Source organism: Bacillus sp. ISO11, assembly GCF_003458115.1.
GTDB classification, from domain to species: domain Bacteria; phylum Bacillota; class Bacilli; order Bacillales; family Bacillaceae_G; genus Bacillus_A; species Bacillus_A cereus.
Genome location: NZ_QXCO01000005.1, coordinates 88,085 through 103,332, shown reverse-complemented (window position 1 = coordinate 103,332; position 15,248 = coordinate 88,085). Strand labels below are relative to the sequence as shown.

Here is a 15,248-nt window from a genome sequence, read left to right as displayed (position 1 = left end):
ATCATGGAAACGACTGTAAGAAAACAAAAGAAAAATTTAGAAACGAAGAAACCATCAATTTACTCTTTACAACTTCATGAAATGCAAGATTGGTTAAAGGAACAAGGAGAACCGAAGTTCCGTGCTGGACAAATTTTTGATTGGTTATATAAAAAACGTGTAAAAAATTATGAGGATATGTCAAACCTTTCTAAAGGATTGCGTGATAAATTGTCGAATTCCTTTGATATTACTACTTTAAACACGTTAGTAAAACAAACGTCTTCGGATGGAACAATTAAATTCTTATTCCAATTATATGACGGATATTCTATTGAAACGGTATTAATGCGACACGAATATGGAAATTCCATTTGTGTAACAACGCAAGTGGGTTGTCGTATTGGGTGTACGTTCTGTGCTTCGACACTTGGTGGATTAAAGCGAAACCTAGAAGCTGGAGAAATCGTAGCGCAAGTAGTAGAAGTTCAGCGTGCGCTTGATGAAACGGAAGAACGTGTAAGTTCTCTTGTTGTTATGGGGATTGGAGAACCATTTGATAACTATGATAATTTAATGGGATTCTTACGCATCATTAACCATGAAAAAGGACTTCATATTGGTGCGAGACATATGACTGTTTCGACGAGTGGAATTATCCCGAAAATTTATAAGTTTGCTGAAGAAGATCTACAAATTAATTTTGCGATTTCATTGCATGCTCCAAACTCAGAATTACGTTCAAAATTAATGCCGATTAACCGTGCTTATAAATTACCAGATTTAATGGAAGCTATTAAATACTATGTAAATAGAACAGGGCGTCGTATTACTTTTGAATATGGATTATTTGGAGGAGAAAATGACCAAGTAGAGCATGCTGAAGAGCTTGCTGCGCTCTTAAAAGGTGTAAAATGTCATGTGAACTTGATTCCGGTAAACTACGTACCTGAACGTGATTATGTACGTACGCCACGTGAACAAATTTTCTTGTTCGAGAAAACGTTAAAAGATCGTGGAGTGAATGTAACGATTCGCCGTGAACAAGGTCATGATATTGATGCAGCCTGCGGTCAGTTGCGTGCGAAGGAGCGCAAAGAAGAGACGAGGTGACGAGATGAAAGCCGTATTTCTATCGGATAAAGGAAAAGTTCGTCAACATAATGAAGATAGTGCAGGAGTTTTTCACAATTTAGATGGAAATGTATTAGCGGTAGTAGCAGATGGAATGGGAGGTCATCGAGCTGGTGATGTAGCTAGCTCGATGGCCATTCAATTATTCCATGATTATTGGAAGCAAACACATAATATGAATGAGCCGAAAAAAGTAGAACAATGGTTACATACTAGTGTTGGGATTATTAATGAGCGTATATATGAATACGCTCAGCAAAATGCAGAATGTAATGGTATGGGAACAACGCTTATAATAGCTGTTTGTACACCAAGCTTTGTGACAATAGGGCATATAGGAGATAGTCGTTGCTATATGGTATCAGAAGGAGAAATGACGCTAGTAACGGAAGATCATTCACTTGTAAATGAGCTTGTGAAACATGGTGAAATTTCAAAGGAAGACGCAGAGTATCATCCGAAAAAGAATGTGTTATTAAGAGCATTAGGAACAGAAGAAAAAGTTGGGTTAGATGTTAAAACGTTGGTGATTGAGGAAGATGATCAATTACTTCTTTGCTCTGATGGGTTATCAAACAAAGTTTCTATTGATGATATGCGACAAATTTTACAGTTAAATGAACAGCTTGAAGGTAAAGGGCAGTGTCTCATTCAATTGGCAAATGATCGCGGTGGAGAAGATAATATCACACTTGTTCTTATTGATTATGCGGGTTCGACAAACGAAAGTAGGTGAAGTGCAACGTGCTGATTGGAAAACGCTTAAATGACCGTTATAAGCTGCTGAAAATGATTGGTGGTGGCGGAATGGCCAATGTATATTTAGCTCATGATGATATACTTGGCCGAGATGTAGCGGTAAAAATATTAAGACTCGACTACTCAAATAACGAAGAGTTTATTAAACGTTTCCATCGAGAAGCGCAGTCTGTTACAACGTTGTCGCATCCAAATATTGTGAATATGTATGATGTCGGAGAAGAAGATGGTATATACTATCTTGTCATGGAATATGTACCAGGGCAAACATTGAAGCAATACATAATTGAGCGAGGGATGTTACCTATAGGAGAAGCTCTTGATATTATGGAGCAGTTAACATCCGCTATGGCACATGCCCATCATTTTGAAATTGTGCATCGTGATATAAAGCCGCACAATATTTTAATTCGAGCTGATGGAATAATAAAAGTAACAGATTTTGGAATTGCGACAGCTACAAGTGCAACAACAATTACACATACAAATTCAGTGCTCGGTTCAGTCCATTATTTATCACCAGAACAGGCACGTGGCGGGATAGCAAATAAACAATCAGATATCTATTCTCTTGGAATAGTTATGTTTGAATTGTTAACAGGAAGACAACCGTTTTCTGGCGAATCTGCTGTTGCTATAGCTTTAAAACATTTACAAAGTGAAATCCCATCACCAAAAAGATGGAATGAAAATATTCCGCAAAGTGTTGAAAATATTATATTAAAGGCAACTGCAAAAGATCCGTTTCACCGATATCAATCTGCCAATGCGATGAAGCGAGATATTGAAACTGCGCTATATCCAGAGAGGATAAATGAGCAACCATTTTACATACCGGAAGATATGGAAGCGACGAAAGCGATTCCGATTATTCAACAAGAACAATTATTTGAAAATGTAAGTGATGAAACGATTGTTTTAAAAGGGAGTAAGGTGGAAGAACCGATAAGAGCAGAAGCAGCTGAGTTAGATAAGAAGAAAAAACGGAGTAACAAGTGGCTTAAAGTTTTAATTTCAACATTTTTATTTTTAGCAATAGGAATAACATTAGCACTTACGGTTATTCCAGGATTATTTATTCCGAAAGATGTGAAAGTTCCTGATGTGGCTGGTATGAAATACACGACAGCTGTAAATACATTAGTAGAAAAGGGCTTTGAGGTGACGGAGCCTAATATTGTATATACAGATGATGTTGAAGTTGGGGATGTAATAAAAACGGACCCTGTAGCAGGAAGAGTCGTAAAAGAAAACGCTAAAATTACTATCTATCAATCAGGTGGAAAAAAGAAAAGTAAGATGGCAAATTTCACAGGTCAAAACTTTGAGAGTGTAAAAGCTGAGTTAGAAGAAAAATATAAACAAGTTACGGTAAATTATATTGAAAATGATAAGCCGAAAGGTGAAATTGTAGAACAAATTCCGACGCCTGATCAGATGGTTATAGAAGCGGAGCAAGAACTGAAAATCTGGGTAAGTAAAGGGCCTTATCAAATTAGACCAGGTGACTTTTCGGGGTGGACTGAAAATAGTGTAACTGGTTATTTGAATGAGAGAAAACTAACGTCAGATATAAAACGAGAGTATTCAGATACAGTCGAAAAAGGACTTGTAATTTCGCAATTTCCAAAACCAGGTACACCATTAAAAGAGGGAGATAAAGTAACTATTATTATCTCTGATGGTCAAAAGCCTAAAGTGACTAAAACGGTAAAAGTGGACAATATCTCTATCCCATATGAGCCTGCTGTAACAGGTGAAAAAAAGCCGCAAACAATAGAAATTTATAAAGAAGACATGCAGCAAAAAATGGATAGACCGGTTGAAACAAGAACAATTACTGAATCAGCGACTATTTCTTTAGAATTTGTAATTCAAGAAGGTTCAAAGGGACACTATAAAATTGTACGGGATGGAGTAACGATTATTGATAAAGAAGTACCATATCCAACTCAATAATAGTGAAAGTCTACTTATTATTATTGCCTGTTATGCTGTCTACAAAGTGGACGGTATAGCAGGCAAAAATATATGATTCAAAAAGCTAGTAAAGTGATGCAGCTGTAAATATTTTTTTGCATTTAATGGGAAATTCAATGTATATTAGCGAAAGTATATATGGTAGGTTTTGAAATCGTTATTTGGAAAATTTAAATCCATTCATTTTTAAATTCAGCATCACCTTATACAAAAAAGGAGAATTCTATGCCAGAAGGAAAAATTATAAAAGCTTTAAGTGGGTTTTATTACGTGCAGCATGAAGAAGGGGTTACGCAATGTCGTGGGCGAGGTGTATTTAGAAAAAATAAAATTACACCACTTGTAGGAGACCAAGTTGTTTTTCAGGCAGATAATCCAACTGAAGGTTATGTGCTTGAAGTGTTTGATCGAAAAAATGAACTTGTTAGACCTCCTATTGCTAATGTCGATCAAGCGATCCTTGTGTTCTCTGCAGTAGAACCAGATTTTAATCCTGGACTGTTAGATCGATTTTTAGTGCTGATTGAATATCATAACATTAAGCCAATTATTTGTATTAGCAAGATGGATTTAGTAGATGAAAAGATGAAAGCAACTGTTGAAGCTTATGCGAATGATTATCGTGAGATGGGTTATGATGTTTTATTTACTTCTATTAATACGTCAGAAAGTATTGATATATTAAAACCATACTTAGAAAATTGTGTTTCTGTCGTTGCGGGCCAATCTGGTGTTGGGAAATCTTCAATGCTTAATGTGCTACGTCCAGAATTAGAGCTGAAAACAAATGATATTTCTTCCCATTTAGGACGCGGGAAGCATACGACAAGACACGTAGAATTAATTGCAATTGGGAGTGGACTAGTAGCAGATACACCGGGTTTTAGTTCACTAGATTTCATTGATATAGAAGTAGAAGATCTTACATATTGTTTTCCAGAGTTGAAAGAAGCGAGCCAATACTGTAAATTTAGAGGGTGTACACATCTTTCTGAACCGAAATGTGCGGTGAAAGCTGCGGTTGAAGAAGGGAAGATTACAGAATATCGCTATAAGAACTATAAACAATTCGTAGAAGAAATTAGAGAGAGAAAGCCGAGGTATTAGTTATGATTAAAATTGCACCATCGATTTTATCAGCAGATTTTTCAAAATTAGGGGAAGAGATTAAAGATGTAGAAAAGGGCGGAGCGGATTACATTCACGTTGACGTAATGGATGGACATTTCGTACCAAATATTACGATTGGACCGTTAATTGTAGAAGCAATCCGTCCGATTACATCATTACCATTAGATGTACATTTAATGATTGAAAATCCTGATAACTATATCCCGACTTTCGCACAAGCGGGAGCGGATATTATTACTGTTCACGTAGAGGCGTGTCCGCATCTACATCGTACAATTCAGTTAATTAAATCTCATGGTATTAAAGCGGGCGTTGTATTAAATCCACATACGCCAGTTTCAGTGATTGAGCATGTATTAGAAGATATAGATATGGTATTACTTATGACAGTAAACCCTGGATTTGGTGGACAGAAGTTTATCCATTCTGTATTACCGAAAATTAAACAAGTTGCAGACATGGTGAAAGAGCGCAATCTAGAAGTGGAAATTGAAGTTGATGGTGGTGTAAATGCTGAAACAGCAAGACTTTGTGTGGAAGCAGGAGCAAATGTACTTGTAGCTGGGTCAGCAGTATACAATCAAAAAGACCGCGGTGAAGCAATTCGCGTAATTCGTGGGTAGTGATGAACTTTTATCCTAGTAAGGCATTTATAGGATAGGATAAAAATATGTAAAAAGGCAATCTACCGAATGGCAGATTGCCTTTTTACAATGGGAGGAGAAGAAAAAATGATTATTCATATTTTGGCAGGAGGACCTTCGGAATATTGCGCAGATTTTGCTCGATACGAGAATGAGGAAGTAGTGTGGGCAGCGGTTGATAGGGGAGTATACCGTCTATTAAAGAAAGGGATTACCCCGGCTGTTGCGTTTGGAGATTACGATTCAGTTACTGAAGAAGAATTAGTATGGATGGGACAGCAAACGAACGAATTACATATTGTTCCGCGGGAAAAAGATCAAACGGATTTAGAAATTGCAATCAACTGGGCATTAGAACAGAAGCCGGCACTAATTCGTATTTTTGGTGCTACTGGTGGAAGGCTTGATCACGGTTTGGCAAATATACAGATGCTTTTAAAAGGGTTAGAAGTAGAGATAGAAATGTGTATTGTGGACAATAAAAATGAAATAACAGTTAAAAAAATGGGTACACATATAATTGAAGAAAATAAAAATTTTCCTTATGTATCTTTTGTACCAGTTACTGAAATAGTGGAAGGGATTACATTGTTTGGTTTTAAGTACCCTCTTACTAATAAAACAATAGAGTGGGGATCAACACTTTGTATTAGTAACGAACTCGTTGAGGAAAAAGGTACTTTTTCATTTACTTCTGGCATATTAATGTTGATAAGAAGCACTGATTGAAGAAACAATTTTGCTCCTTACATCATATAGTGACCAAGTGGAGTAATGGGGATTAGGAGGGAAACCATGAGATTTTATACAATTAAGTTACCTAAATTTCTTGGTGGAATAGTTCGTGCAATGTTAAATACCTTCAAAAAAGATTAAAAAAAGCACCTATCACCGGTGCTTTTTCCATTGTTATAGTAAAAAAAGAGCCTATCGGCTCTTTTTTTTATTATTAAACACGTTCGATTTTGCCAGATTTTAATGCTCTAGCAGAAACGTAAACACGTTGAACTTTTCCGTCGATGCGTACGCGAACTTTTTGAAGGTTAGCGCCCCATTTACGTTTTGTAGCGTTCATTGCGTGAGAACGAGAGTTACCAGAACGAGCTTTTCTTCCAGTAATAGCACAAACACGAGCCATTTATATTTCCCTCCCTTGATACCTTACCATACGTAATTTTTCAATGTTAGTCTTTTATGCGATGCTAAAAACACTACTATAATTTAACACAACTAAAAAGAGAATGCAACACCGTAGAAAAAAGAAATCAAGAAAATTTACTTGACACTATATGTCAATGAAGAAAAGTTGAAATCCATAAAAATTGCTTGACATATTATAGTGGTACATGTTGTATAATAACAATGGACTATTTTGCTCATCATAAAAAAGTGTAATTTAAAACATAAAATATGAGAGTGAAAAGAAAGAACGATGGAATTTTCTTTAAAAAGATTATATGATAGTAACTAAAGTAGTCTAGCTCACTTTCACCATTTATGAAGGGGGAAACGAGATGTCAATTGAAATTAAAACGAAGTACGGTCAAATTGATATTAGTACAGATGTAATTGCAACAATTGCTGGAGGTGCCGCGGTAGATTGCTACGGTATCGTAGGTATGGCATCAAAAAATCAGTTAAAAGATGGATTAACAGACATTTTACGAAAAGAAAACTTCACTAGAGGTGTTATTGTTCGTAAAGATGAAGATGAAGTACATATTGATATGTATATTATTGTGAGCTATGGTACGAAAATTTCAGAAGTGGCACATAATGTGCAGACGAAAGTGAAATATACATTAGATCAAACTGTAGGACTAGCAGTAGATTCTGTAAACATCTACGTACAAGGAGTTAAAGTAATAAACTTGTAATGTGCATTAAGGAGGAAAATCTGTGTCAATTCAAAAAATTGATGGAAAACGTTTATCACAAATGATCATGCAAGGAGCGAATAATTTAACAAACAATGTTCAGCTTGTTGATGCATTAAACGTATTTCCAGTTCCAGATGGCGATACCGGTACAAACATGAACTTATCTATGACTTCAGGTGCGCGTGAAGTGAAAGCAAACCCTTCACAGCATGCTGGTAAAGTCGGCGTAAGTTTAGCCAAAGGATTATTAATGGGAGCTCGTGGTAACTCTGGAGTTATTTTATCTCAGTTGTTCCGTGGTTTCTCTAAATCCATTGAACAAAAAGAAGAATTAACAACAGTTGATTTTGCTGCAGCACTAGAAGCTGGAGTAGAGGCGGCTTATAAAGCGGTTATGAAACCGATTGAAGGAACGATTTTAACGGTTGCAAGAGAAACGGGTAAATATGCAGTAACAGTTGCGAAAAAACAGCGCGACTTTGTTTTGTTTATGGAAGACGTTGTGAAAGAAGCAAACGCATCGTTAAATCGTACGCCAGATTTATTACCTGTATTAAAACAAGTTGGCGTTGTAGATAGCGGTGGTAAAGGTCTTGTAGTGGTATACGAAGGATTTTTAGCTGACTTAAAAGGAGAAACGATTTCTTCTGATGCACCGACGCAACCATCTATGAATGAAATGGTACGCGCAGAACATCACCGTAGTGTACAAAGCCAATTGAGTACAGAAGATATTAAGTATGGATATTGTACGGAATTCATGGTGAAATTAGAGGCTGAAAAGGTGAAAGAGCATAATTTCTCTGAACAAAAATTCCGTGAAGATATTAGTGTATATGGTGATTCTCTACTAGTTGTGTCTGATGATGAAATTGTAAAAGTTCATATCCATGCAGAACATCCTGGAGACGCTATGAACTACGGGCAAAAATACGGTAGTTTAATTAAGATTAAAGTAGAAAATATGCGTGAACAGCATACTGCTTTATTAGATGAACCTACTATGGTTCCTGAACAACCAGCTCAATCGAAAGAAAAACAACCATATGGTATCGTAACTGTAGCTATGGGGTCTGGTATTAAAACTTTATTTGAGAGCATCGGCGCAACGAAAGTTATCGAAGGTGGTCAAACGATGAATCCAAGTACGGAGGATATCGTGAAGGCAATTGAAGAAGCAAATGCTGAAAAAATCATTATTTTACCGAATAACGGAAATATTGTAATGGCAGCAGAACAAGCGGCATCAGTTGTAGATCAAGAAGTTATTGTTGTTCGTTCGAAAACAGTTCCTCAAGGTATGGCAGCAATGTTAGCATTTAACCCAGTTGGAACGTTAGAAGAGAATGAAGAAAACATGCAAGAAGCTTTATCTCATGTGAAAACAGGTCAAATTACGTATGCTGTACGTGATACGGAAATTGATGGTGTAGCAATTCAAAAAGATGATTTCATGTGTATTGCAGATGGGAAAATTGTATCTACAAATGCTGAAAAAGTAGGAGCTGCGAAGCAATTACTAGAAGCGCTTATTGATGAAGATTCTGAAATCGTAACGATTCTACAAGGTGAAGATGCAACTGACGAAGAAGTAGCGGAGTTAGTTGAATTTGTAGAAGAGAAATTTGAAGATGCAGAAGTAGAAGTGCATGCTGGAAACCAACCAGTGTATTCTTTCATCTTCTCTGTAGAATAAGATAAGATTCGTTTTGAAAATAAATGGATTACTTACTTGCTAATGGATAAGAAGTAGTAATATGAAGTTTATTACTAGTTTTTATTCAAAAGGCTAGCATATTGAAGAGAGAAAAGAGCCTTGCTGCTAATAGTGAGGCTCTTTTTTACTTGTTTTATATAAGGGATTTGAGTAGTTTCTCTTAGAATGCCTATGATAGAATATATAAGGTGAAAGAGAGCGATTACAGATGCTAATTGGTACTCAAATAAAATGCAATAAAGAAAATAATGTGACGGGGTGTGAGAATCTTGAATGATGTTGTACAAGTTCCTGTTACGGATGTAAAGGGGATTGGAGGAGAAACATCTGAGTTACTACATGAGATGGGTATTTATACAGTTTCTCATCTATTAGAACATTTTCCATACCGTTATGAAGATTATGCGATGAAAGATCTTGCTGAAGTAAAGCATGATGAACGTGTAACGGTTGAAGGGAAGATTCATAGTGCTCCTTTGCTGCAATATTATGGTAAGAAGAAATCGCGTTTAACAGTTCGTGTTCTCGTCGGTCGTTATTTAATTACGGCGGTATGTTTTAATAGGCCTTACTATAAGCAAAAATTAAAGTTAGATGAAACGGTAACGATTACTGGTAAATGGGATCAACATCGTCAAACAATTGCTGTATCAGAACTTCATTTTGGGCCGGTTGTACGTCAACAAGAAGTGGAACCTGTTTATTCAGTAAAGGGGAAACTTACAGTAAAACAGATGCGTCGTTTTATTGCTCAAGCGTTAAAGGAATATGGAGATTCTATAGTCGAAGTGTTACCGGATGGTTTGTTAGGGCGATATAAATTATTACCAAGATATGAAGCGCTTAGGGCATTGCATTTTCCGGTAGGACAGGAAGATTTGAAGCAAGCGCGTCGCCGTTTTGTATATGAAGAATTTTTCTTATTTCAGCTGAAAATGCAAACGCTCCGGAAAATGGAGAGGGAAAATTCAAAAGGGACGAAGAAAGAGATTCCGTCAGTAGAATTACAAGAATTTATCGATGCACTGCCGTTTCCATTAACGGGTGCGCAGCGCCGAGTTGTAGATGAAATTTTGAAAGATATGACATCTCCTTATCGGATGAACCGACTATTGCAAGGTGACGTTGGTTCTGGGAAAACAGTTGTTGCTGCGATTGGCCTTTATGCATCGAAATTAGCTCATTATCAAGGTGCTTTAATGGTTCCTACAGAAATTTTAGCTGAGCAACATTATCAGTCGCTTGCTGAAACGTTTTCGCATTTTGGTATGAAGGTGGAACTGTTAACAAGTTCTGTTAAAGGTGCGAGACGTCGAGAAATTTTAGCGAAGTTAGAACAAGGAGAAATAGATATTCTTGTTGGAACGCATGCCTTAATTCAAGATGAAGTTATATTTCATAGGTTGGGTCTCGTTATTACAGATGAACAGCATCGATTTGGTGTAGCGCAGCGCCGAGTTTTACGGGAGAAAGGTGAAAGTCCAGATGTATTATTTATGACAGCGACACCAATTCCGCGTACGCTTGCAATTACTGCATTTGGAGAGATGGATGTTTCGATAATCGATGAGATGCCAGCAGGTAGAAAGGTGATTGAAACATATTGGGCAAAACATGATATGTTAGATCGCGTTCTCGGTTTTGTTGAAAAGGAGATAAAAAAAGGAAGACAGGCATACGTTATTTGTCCTCTAATTGAAGAATCTGAGAAACTTGATGTGCAAAATGCTATCGACTTACATAGTATGCTGACGCATCATTACCAAGGGAAATGCCAAGTTGGATTGATGCATGGGAGATTATCGTCTCAGGAAAAAGAAGAGATAATGGGACAGTTTAGTGAAAATAAAGTGCAAATTCTTGTATCGACAACAGTTGTTGAAGTAGGTGTGAACGTACCGAATGCGACTGTAATGGTTATTTATGATGCAGAACGTTTCGGTTTATCGCAGCTTCATCAGCTTAGAGGGCGTGTCGGCCGTGGTAGTGAGCAATCATATTGTTTATTAATAGCAGACCCTAAATCAGAAACAGGGAAAGAAAGAATGCGCATAATGACTGAAACAAATGATGGATTTGTATTGTCAGAAAAAGATTTAGAATTACGAGGTCCTGGAGATTTCTTTGGGAGTAAGCAAAGTGGCTTACCAGAATTTAAGGTTGCTGACATGGTACATGATTATCGAGCGTTAGAAACAGCAAGGCAAGATGCGGCGATACTAGTAGATTCAGAAGCGTTTTGGCACAATGATCAGTACGCTGCCTTGCGTACGTATCTTGATGGGACAGGGGTGTTCCAAGGAGAGAAGCTCGATTAAAGGGAGTCAACAAAAGTTTTTGTTGCATTCTACTTTTAATGATTATATACTACTGTTAGTACCTAGTCATAAAAATGGATGGTGCGGTATGAAAAAAAGAAGAAGTAAAAAAGAAAGACAAGAGTTATTACAACAAACAATCGAATCAAATCCTTTTATTACGGATGAAGATTTAGCGGAAAAATTTCAAGTGAGTATACAAACAGTACGACTTGATCGTATGGAATTGTCTATTCCTGAATTAAGAGAGAGAATTAAACATGTAGCTACAAAGCAACATGAAGAAGATGTGAAATCTTTACCGTTAGAAGAGGTTGTTGGAGAAATTATTGATATTGAATTAGATAGACATGCAATCTCTATCTTTGAAGTAAAGGTAGAACATGTATTTAAAAGAAATCAAATTGCCCGTGGGCATCATCTGTTTGCGCAAGCAAACTCACTAGCTGTTGCAGTTATTGATGAAGAATTAGCTTTAACTGCAAAGTCTACCATTCGATACATTCGCCCTGTAAAATTAGGAGAGCGTGTTGTTGCAAAAGCGCGCGTTGAAGATGTAGAGAATGATAAGGGACGGACGGTTGTCAAAGTGCGTAGCTTCGTTGGAGAAGAACTTGTTTTTACAGGCACTTTTGAAATGTATCGATCTAGTAATTATAGTGAGGAAGGTAACAACTTATGAAAATCGCAATAGATGCAATGGGCGGAGATCACGCTCCAAAGGCTGTAGTATTAGGGGCAATGAAAGCTATTAAGGAATATTCTGATTTACATATTACGTTAGTAGGGAAAGAAGAGGAAATTCGTCAATACTTAACGAGTGATGAACGAATTACTATTCTTCATACAGACGAAAAAATAGAATCAACGGAGGAACCAGTAAGAGCGGTTCGTCGAAAAAAACAAGCTTCAATGGTGCTTGCGGCACAACAAGTAAAGGATGGAGAAGCAGACGCTTGTATATCCGCAGGTAGTACAGGAGCTTTAATGGCAGCTGGATTATTTGTTGTCGGTCGTATGGAAGGAATTGAGCGACCAGCTTTATCGCCTACAATGCCAACTGTAGATGGAAAAGGTTTTGTTATGTTAGATGTTGGAGCAAATGTTGATGCAAAACCAATTCATTTATATCAATATGCAGTAATGGGATCTGTTTATGCTGAGAAGGTAAGAGGAATTGAAAATCCTCGCGTTGGACTATTAAACGTTGGAACAGAGGATGGAAAAGGAAACGAGCTTTCAAAGCAAGTATTTGCAATGCTTAAAGATGCGCCAATTAATTTCGTTGGGAACATTGAATCAAGAGATTTATTGCAAGGTGTAGCAGATGTTGTTGTATGTGATGGTTTTACAGGGAATGTAGCGTTGAAATCATTAGAGGGAACAGCACTTGCGCTATTCTCTATGTTGAAAGAACAATTAATGAGTTCATTTACGAGTAAATTAGCAGCGGCGGTATTAAAGCCAAAACTTATGGTATTAAAAGATAAAATGGATTATTCGGAGTATGGAGGAGCTGCATTATTTGGATTGAAAGCACCTGTCATTAAGGCTCACGGTTCTTCTAATGACCAGTCGATATTTAGTGCGATTCGTCAAACGAGAGAAATGGTAGCGAAAGAAGTAATTCCTACGATTTCAAGCGTAATGGAGAAAGAGTCACTCCAATAAGAGGAGGATTTGAAATGGGAAAAATAGCATTTCTTTTTCCGGGCCAAGGTTCACAGGCAGTTGGAATGGGTAAACAATTAGCAGAGAATAATAAAGAGGTTGCAAAAGTGTTTGCAAAAGCAGATGAGGTGTTGCAAGATTCACTTTCAGAAGTGATTTTTGAAGGACCGCAGGAAAAGCTTACATTAACAACAAATGCGCAGCCTGCATTATTAACAACGAGTTTTGCTATTTTGACAGCTTTGAAAGAGTATGACATTACACCTGACTTTGTCGCTGGTCATAGTTTAGGTGAATATAGCGCTCTTGTAGCAGCTGGTGCATTAACTTTTGAAGATGCGGTATATGCTGTAAGGAAACGCGGGGAATATATGGAAGAAGCTGTTCCGGGCGGGGAAGGTGCAATGGCAGCTATATTAGGTGCTGACCCACATATGCTGAAACAAGTTACAGAAGAAGTAACAAGTGAAGGATATGCAGTGCAAATCGCTAATATGAATAGTACGAAGCAAATTGTAATTTCTGGAACGAAGCAAGGCGTAGAGGTTGCTTCTCAAAGAGCGAAAGAAAATGGTGCAAAGAGAGCAATTCCACTAAAAGTAAGTGGGCCATTCCATTCTTCACTTATGAAGCCGGCAGCTGAGAAGTTTCAAAGTGTTTTGAATGAAATTACAATTCATGATACGAACATTCCTGTTATTGCAAATGTTACGGCGGATGTTATTACACGTGGTGCCGACATTCAAGAAAAGTTAATCGAACAGCTTTATTCGCCTGTATTATGGTACCCGTCTATTGAATGTATGGTGAAGCAGGGAGTAGATACATTTATTGAAATTGGGCCTGGAAAAGTACTTGCTGGACTTATGAAGTCAATTGATTCATCAGTGAAAGCATATGCGATATATGATGAAGAGACATTAAAAGATACCATTTCAAATTTGAGAGGAGAAAACTGATGTTAAAAGGGAAGGTAGCATTAGTAACTGGCGCTTCACGTGGAATTGGTCGCGCGATTGCGATCGATTTAGCGAAACAAGGGGCAAATGTAGTAGTAAATTATGCAGGTAATGAACAAAAAGCAAATGAAGTAGTAGATGAAATTAAGAAATTAGGTTCTGATGCAATTGCGGTAAAAGCAGATGTTGCAAATGCTGATGATGTTACAAATATGGTGAAACAAACAGTAGATACATTTGGACAAGTTGATATTCTTGTAAATAATGCTGGTGTAACAAAAGATAATTTATTAATGCGTATGAAAGAAGAAGAATGGGATACAGTTATTAATACAAACTTAAAAGGTGTATTCTTATGTACAAAAGCAGTATCTCGTTATATGATGCGTCAACGTCACGGTAGAATTATAAATATCGCTTCTGTTGTGGGTGTTATAGGAAACCCAGGGCAAGCTAATTATGTTGCTGCTAAAGCGGGTGTTATTGGATTAACAAAAACATCTGCAAAAGAGTTAGCAAGTCGAAATATTACTGTGAATGCAATTGCGCCGGGCTTTATTGCGACTGATATGACGGATGTACTAGATGAGAATATTAAAGCTGAAATGTTAAAAGTTATTCCAGCTGCTCAATTTGGTGAAGCGAAAGATATCGCGAATGCTGTAACGTTTTTTGCTTCTGATCAAAGCAAATATGTTACAGGTCAAACGTTAAATGTTGATGGCGGTATGGTAATGTAATAAAAGAATCGATTTCACCTAGTTTTTTTGGTCAATATTTAATATAATATTTGAGGGGAGGTGAATGGAATGGCAGATGTTTTAGAGCGCGTAACAAAAATCATCGTTGATCGTTTAGGAGTAGAAGAGACTGAGGTAGTACCAGCTGCAAGCTTCAAGGAAGATTTAGGAGCAGACTCCCTAGATGTAGTAGAACTTGTAATGCAATTAGAAGATGAATTCGAAATGGAAATTTCTGATGAAGATGCTGAAAAGATTGCTACTGTTGGCGATGCTGTGACTTACATAGAGAGTCATCTATAATGCTTAAGTGAAGTCCCGTTTTTTAGCGGGGCT

General features: G+C 37.1%; 16 protein-coding genes. 15 read left to right on the top strand and 1 reads right to left on the bottom strand.

Features of this window, described 5'->3' with window-relative positions:
* Window positions 1-3: 3 nt before the first annotated feature.
* The 7 genes from rlmN (at window position 4) to spoVM (ending at window position 6,503) form a co-directional block, all read left to right on the top strand.
* A complete protein-coding gene (rlmN, locus tag D1166_RS07035; protein ID WP_000450541.1) occupies window positions 4-1,092 on the top strand; it encodes a dual-specificity RNA methyltransferase RlmN in 1,089 nt (362 codons plus the stop codon).
* 4 nt (window positions 1,093-1,096) lie between these two features.
* Window positions 1,097-1,849 carry a Stp1/IreP family PP2C-type Ser/Thr phosphatase gene (locus tag D1166_RS07030; protein ID WP_000648703.1) on the top strand — a complete coding sequence of 251 codons (753 nt, stop codon included), beginning with the start codon at window positions 1,097-1,099 and terminating at the stop codon, window positions 1,847-1,849.
* 8 nt (window positions 1,850-1,857) lie between these two features.
* The gene (gene pknB, locus D1166_RS07025) at window positions 1,858-3,831 is read left to right on the top strand and encodes a Stk1 family PASTA domain-containing Ser/Thr kinase (RefSeq protein WP_000904748.1); all 1,974 of its coding nucleotides are present in this window, start codon (window positions 1,858-1,860) and stop codon (window positions 3,829-3,831) included.
* Window positions 3,832-4,077: 246 nt separating this feature from the next.
* On the top strand, window positions 4,078-4,959 hold the full coding sequence (gene rsgA / locus D1166_RS07020) for a ribosome small subunit-dependent GTPase A (RefSeq protein WP_001113932.1): 882 nt from the start codon (window positions 4,078-4,080) through the stop codon (window positions 4,957-4,959).
* A gap of 2 nt (window positions 4,960-4,961) precedes the next feature.
* Complete coding sequence (rpe, locus tag D1166_RS07015) at window positions 4,962-5,606, top strand: ribulose-phosphate 3-epimerase (protein ID WP_000589974.1); 645 nt, start codon at window positions 4,962-4,964, stop codon at window positions 5,604-5,606.
* 69 nt (window positions 5,607-5,675) lie between these two features.
* Window positions 5,676-6,356 carry a thiamine diphosphokinase gene (locus tag D1166_RS07010; RefSeq protein ID WP_002062149.1) on the top strand — a complete coding sequence of 227 codons (681 nt, stop codon included), beginning with the start codon at window positions 5,676-5,678 and terminating at the stop codon, window positions 6,354-6,356.
* A 66-nt stretch (window positions 6,357-6,422) separates the two neighbouring features.
* A complete protein-coding gene (gene spoVM, locus D1166_RS07005) occupies window positions 6,423-6,503 on the top strand; it encodes a stage V sporulation protein SpoVM (protein ID WP_001213599.1) in 81 nt (26 codons plus the stop codon).
* Window positions 6,504-6,576: 73 nt separating this feature from the next.
* Here spoVM and rpmB read toward each other — a convergent pair whose 3' ends face one another.
* Entirely contained in the window at window positions 6,577-6,765 is a 189-nt protein-coding gene (gene rpmB / locus D1166_RS07000; RefSeq protein ID WP_000124776.1) for a 50S ribosomal protein L28, read from the bottom strand.
* Between the two features lie 376 nt (window positions 6,766-7,141).
* Between rpmB and D1166_RS06995 the strand changes: the two genes are divergently transcribed.
* The 8 genes from D1166_RS06995 to acpP all read left to right on the top strand — a co-directional run bounded on the left by D1166_RS06995 (window position 7,142) and on the right by acpP (window position 15,215).
* Complete coding sequence (locus D1166_RS06995) at window positions 7,142-7,504, top strand: Asp23/Gls24 family envelope stress response protein (RefSeq protein WP_000021109.1); 363 nt, start codon at window positions 7,142-7,144, stop codon at window positions 7,502-7,504.
* 22 nt (window positions 7,505-7,526) lie between these two features.
* Window positions 7,527-9,203, top strand: coding sequence for a DAK2 domain-containing protein (locus D1166_RS06990; protein WP_000027129.1), 1,677 nt, complete (start codon window positions 7,527-7,529; stop codon window positions 9,201-9,203).
* 290 nt (window positions 9,204-9,493) lie between these two features.
* The gene (gene recG / locus D1166_RS06985) at window positions 9,494-11,542 is read left to right on the top strand and encodes an ATP-dependent DNA helicase RecG (RefSeq protein ID WP_001000813.1); all 2,049 of its coding nucleotides are present in this window, start codon (window positions 9,494-9,496) and stop codon (window positions 11,540-11,542) included.
* An 88-nt stretch (window positions 11,543-11,630) separates the two neighbouring features.
* Window positions 11,631-12,224 carry a transcription factor FapR gene (gene fapR / locus D1166_RS06980; RefSeq protein ID WP_000747349.1) on the top strand — a complete coding sequence of 198 codons (594 nt, stop codon included), beginning with the start codon at window positions 11,631-11,633 and terminating at the stop codon, window positions 12,222-12,224.
* A complete protein-coding gene (gene plsX, locus D1166_RS06975) occupies window positions 12,221-13,213 on the top strand; it encodes a phosphate acyltransferase PlsX (protein WP_000684098.1) in 993 nt (330 codons plus the stop codon). The genes fapR and plsX overlap by 4 nt, the downstream gene beginning before the upstream one ends.
* A 14-nt stretch (window positions 13,214-13,227) precedes the next feature.
* Window positions 13,228-14,172, top strand: coding sequence for an ACP S-malonyltransferase (fabD, locus tag D1166_RS06970; RefSeq protein WP_000515903.1), 945 nt, complete (start codon window positions 13,228-13,230; stop codon window positions 14,170-14,172).
* The gene (fabG, locus tag D1166_RS06965; RefSeq protein ID WP_000911768.1) at window positions 14,172-14,912 is read left to right on the top strand and encodes a 3-oxoacyl-[acyl-carrier-protein] reductase; all 741 of its coding nucleotides are present in this window, start codon (window positions 14,172-14,174) and stop codon (window positions 14,910-14,912) included. Before fabD ends, fabG begins: the two co-directional genes overlap by 1 nt.
* A gap of 69 nt (window positions 14,913-14,981) precedes the next feature.
* A complete protein-coding gene (gene acpP, locus D1166_RS06960; RefSeq protein WP_000786062.1) occupies window positions 14,982-15,215 on the top strand; it encodes an acyl carrier protein in 234 nt (77 codons plus the stop codon).
* Window positions 15,216-15,248: the final 33 nt, after the last annotated feature.

Bases quoted from the DNA above. Each gene is read 5' to 3' on its own strand.
- acpP (WP_000786062.1), top strand. From the start codon at position 14,982: ATGGCAGATGTTTTAGAGCGCGTAACAAAAATCATCGTTGATCGTTTA.
- D1166_RS07030 (WP_000648703.1), top strand. From the start codon at position 1,097: ATGAAAGCCGTATTTCTATCGGATAAAGGAAAAGTTCGTCAACATAAT.
- plsX (WP_000684098.1), top strand. From the start codon at position 12,221: ATGAAAATCGCAATAGATGCAATGGGCGGAGATCACGCTCCAAAGGCT.
- rpmB (WP_000124776.1), bottom strand. From the start codon at position 6,765: ATGGCTCGTGTTTGTGCTATTACTGGAAGAAAAGCTCGTTCTGGTAAC.
- rpe (WP_000589974.1), top strand. From the start codon at position 4,962: ATGATTAAAATTGCACCATCGATTTTATCAGCAGATTTTTCAAAATTA.
- rlmN (WP_000450541.1), top strand. From the start codon at position 4: ATGGAAACGACTGTAAGAAAACAAAAGAAAAATTTAGAAACGAAGAAA.
- fabG (WP_000911768.1), top strand. From the start codon at position 14,172: ATGTTAAAAGGGAAGGTAGCATTAGTAACTGGCGCTTCACGTGGAATT.
- D1166_RS06995 (WP_000021109.1), top strand. From the start codon at position 7,142: ATGTCAATTGAAATTAAAACGAAGTACGGTCAAATTGATATTAGTACA.
- fapR (WP_000747349.1), top strand. From the start codon at position 11,631: ATGAAAAAAAGAAGAAGTAAAAAAGAAAGACAAGAGTTATTACAACAA.
- D1166_RS07010 (WP_002062149.1), top strand. From the start codon at position 5,676: ATGGCAGATTGCCTTTTTACAATGGGAGGAGAAGAAAAAATGATTATT.
- rsgA (WP_001113932.1), top strand. From the start codon at position 4,078: ATGCCAGAAGGAAAAATTATAAAAGCTTTAAGTGGGTTTTATTACGTG.
- spoVM (WP_001213599.1), top strand. From the start codon at position 6,423: ATGAGATTTTATACAATTAAGTTACCTAAATTTCTTGGTGGAATAGTT.
- fabD (WP_000515903.1), top strand. From the start codon at position 13,228: ATGGGAAAAATAGCATTTCTTTTTCCGGGCCAAGGTTCACAGGCAGTT.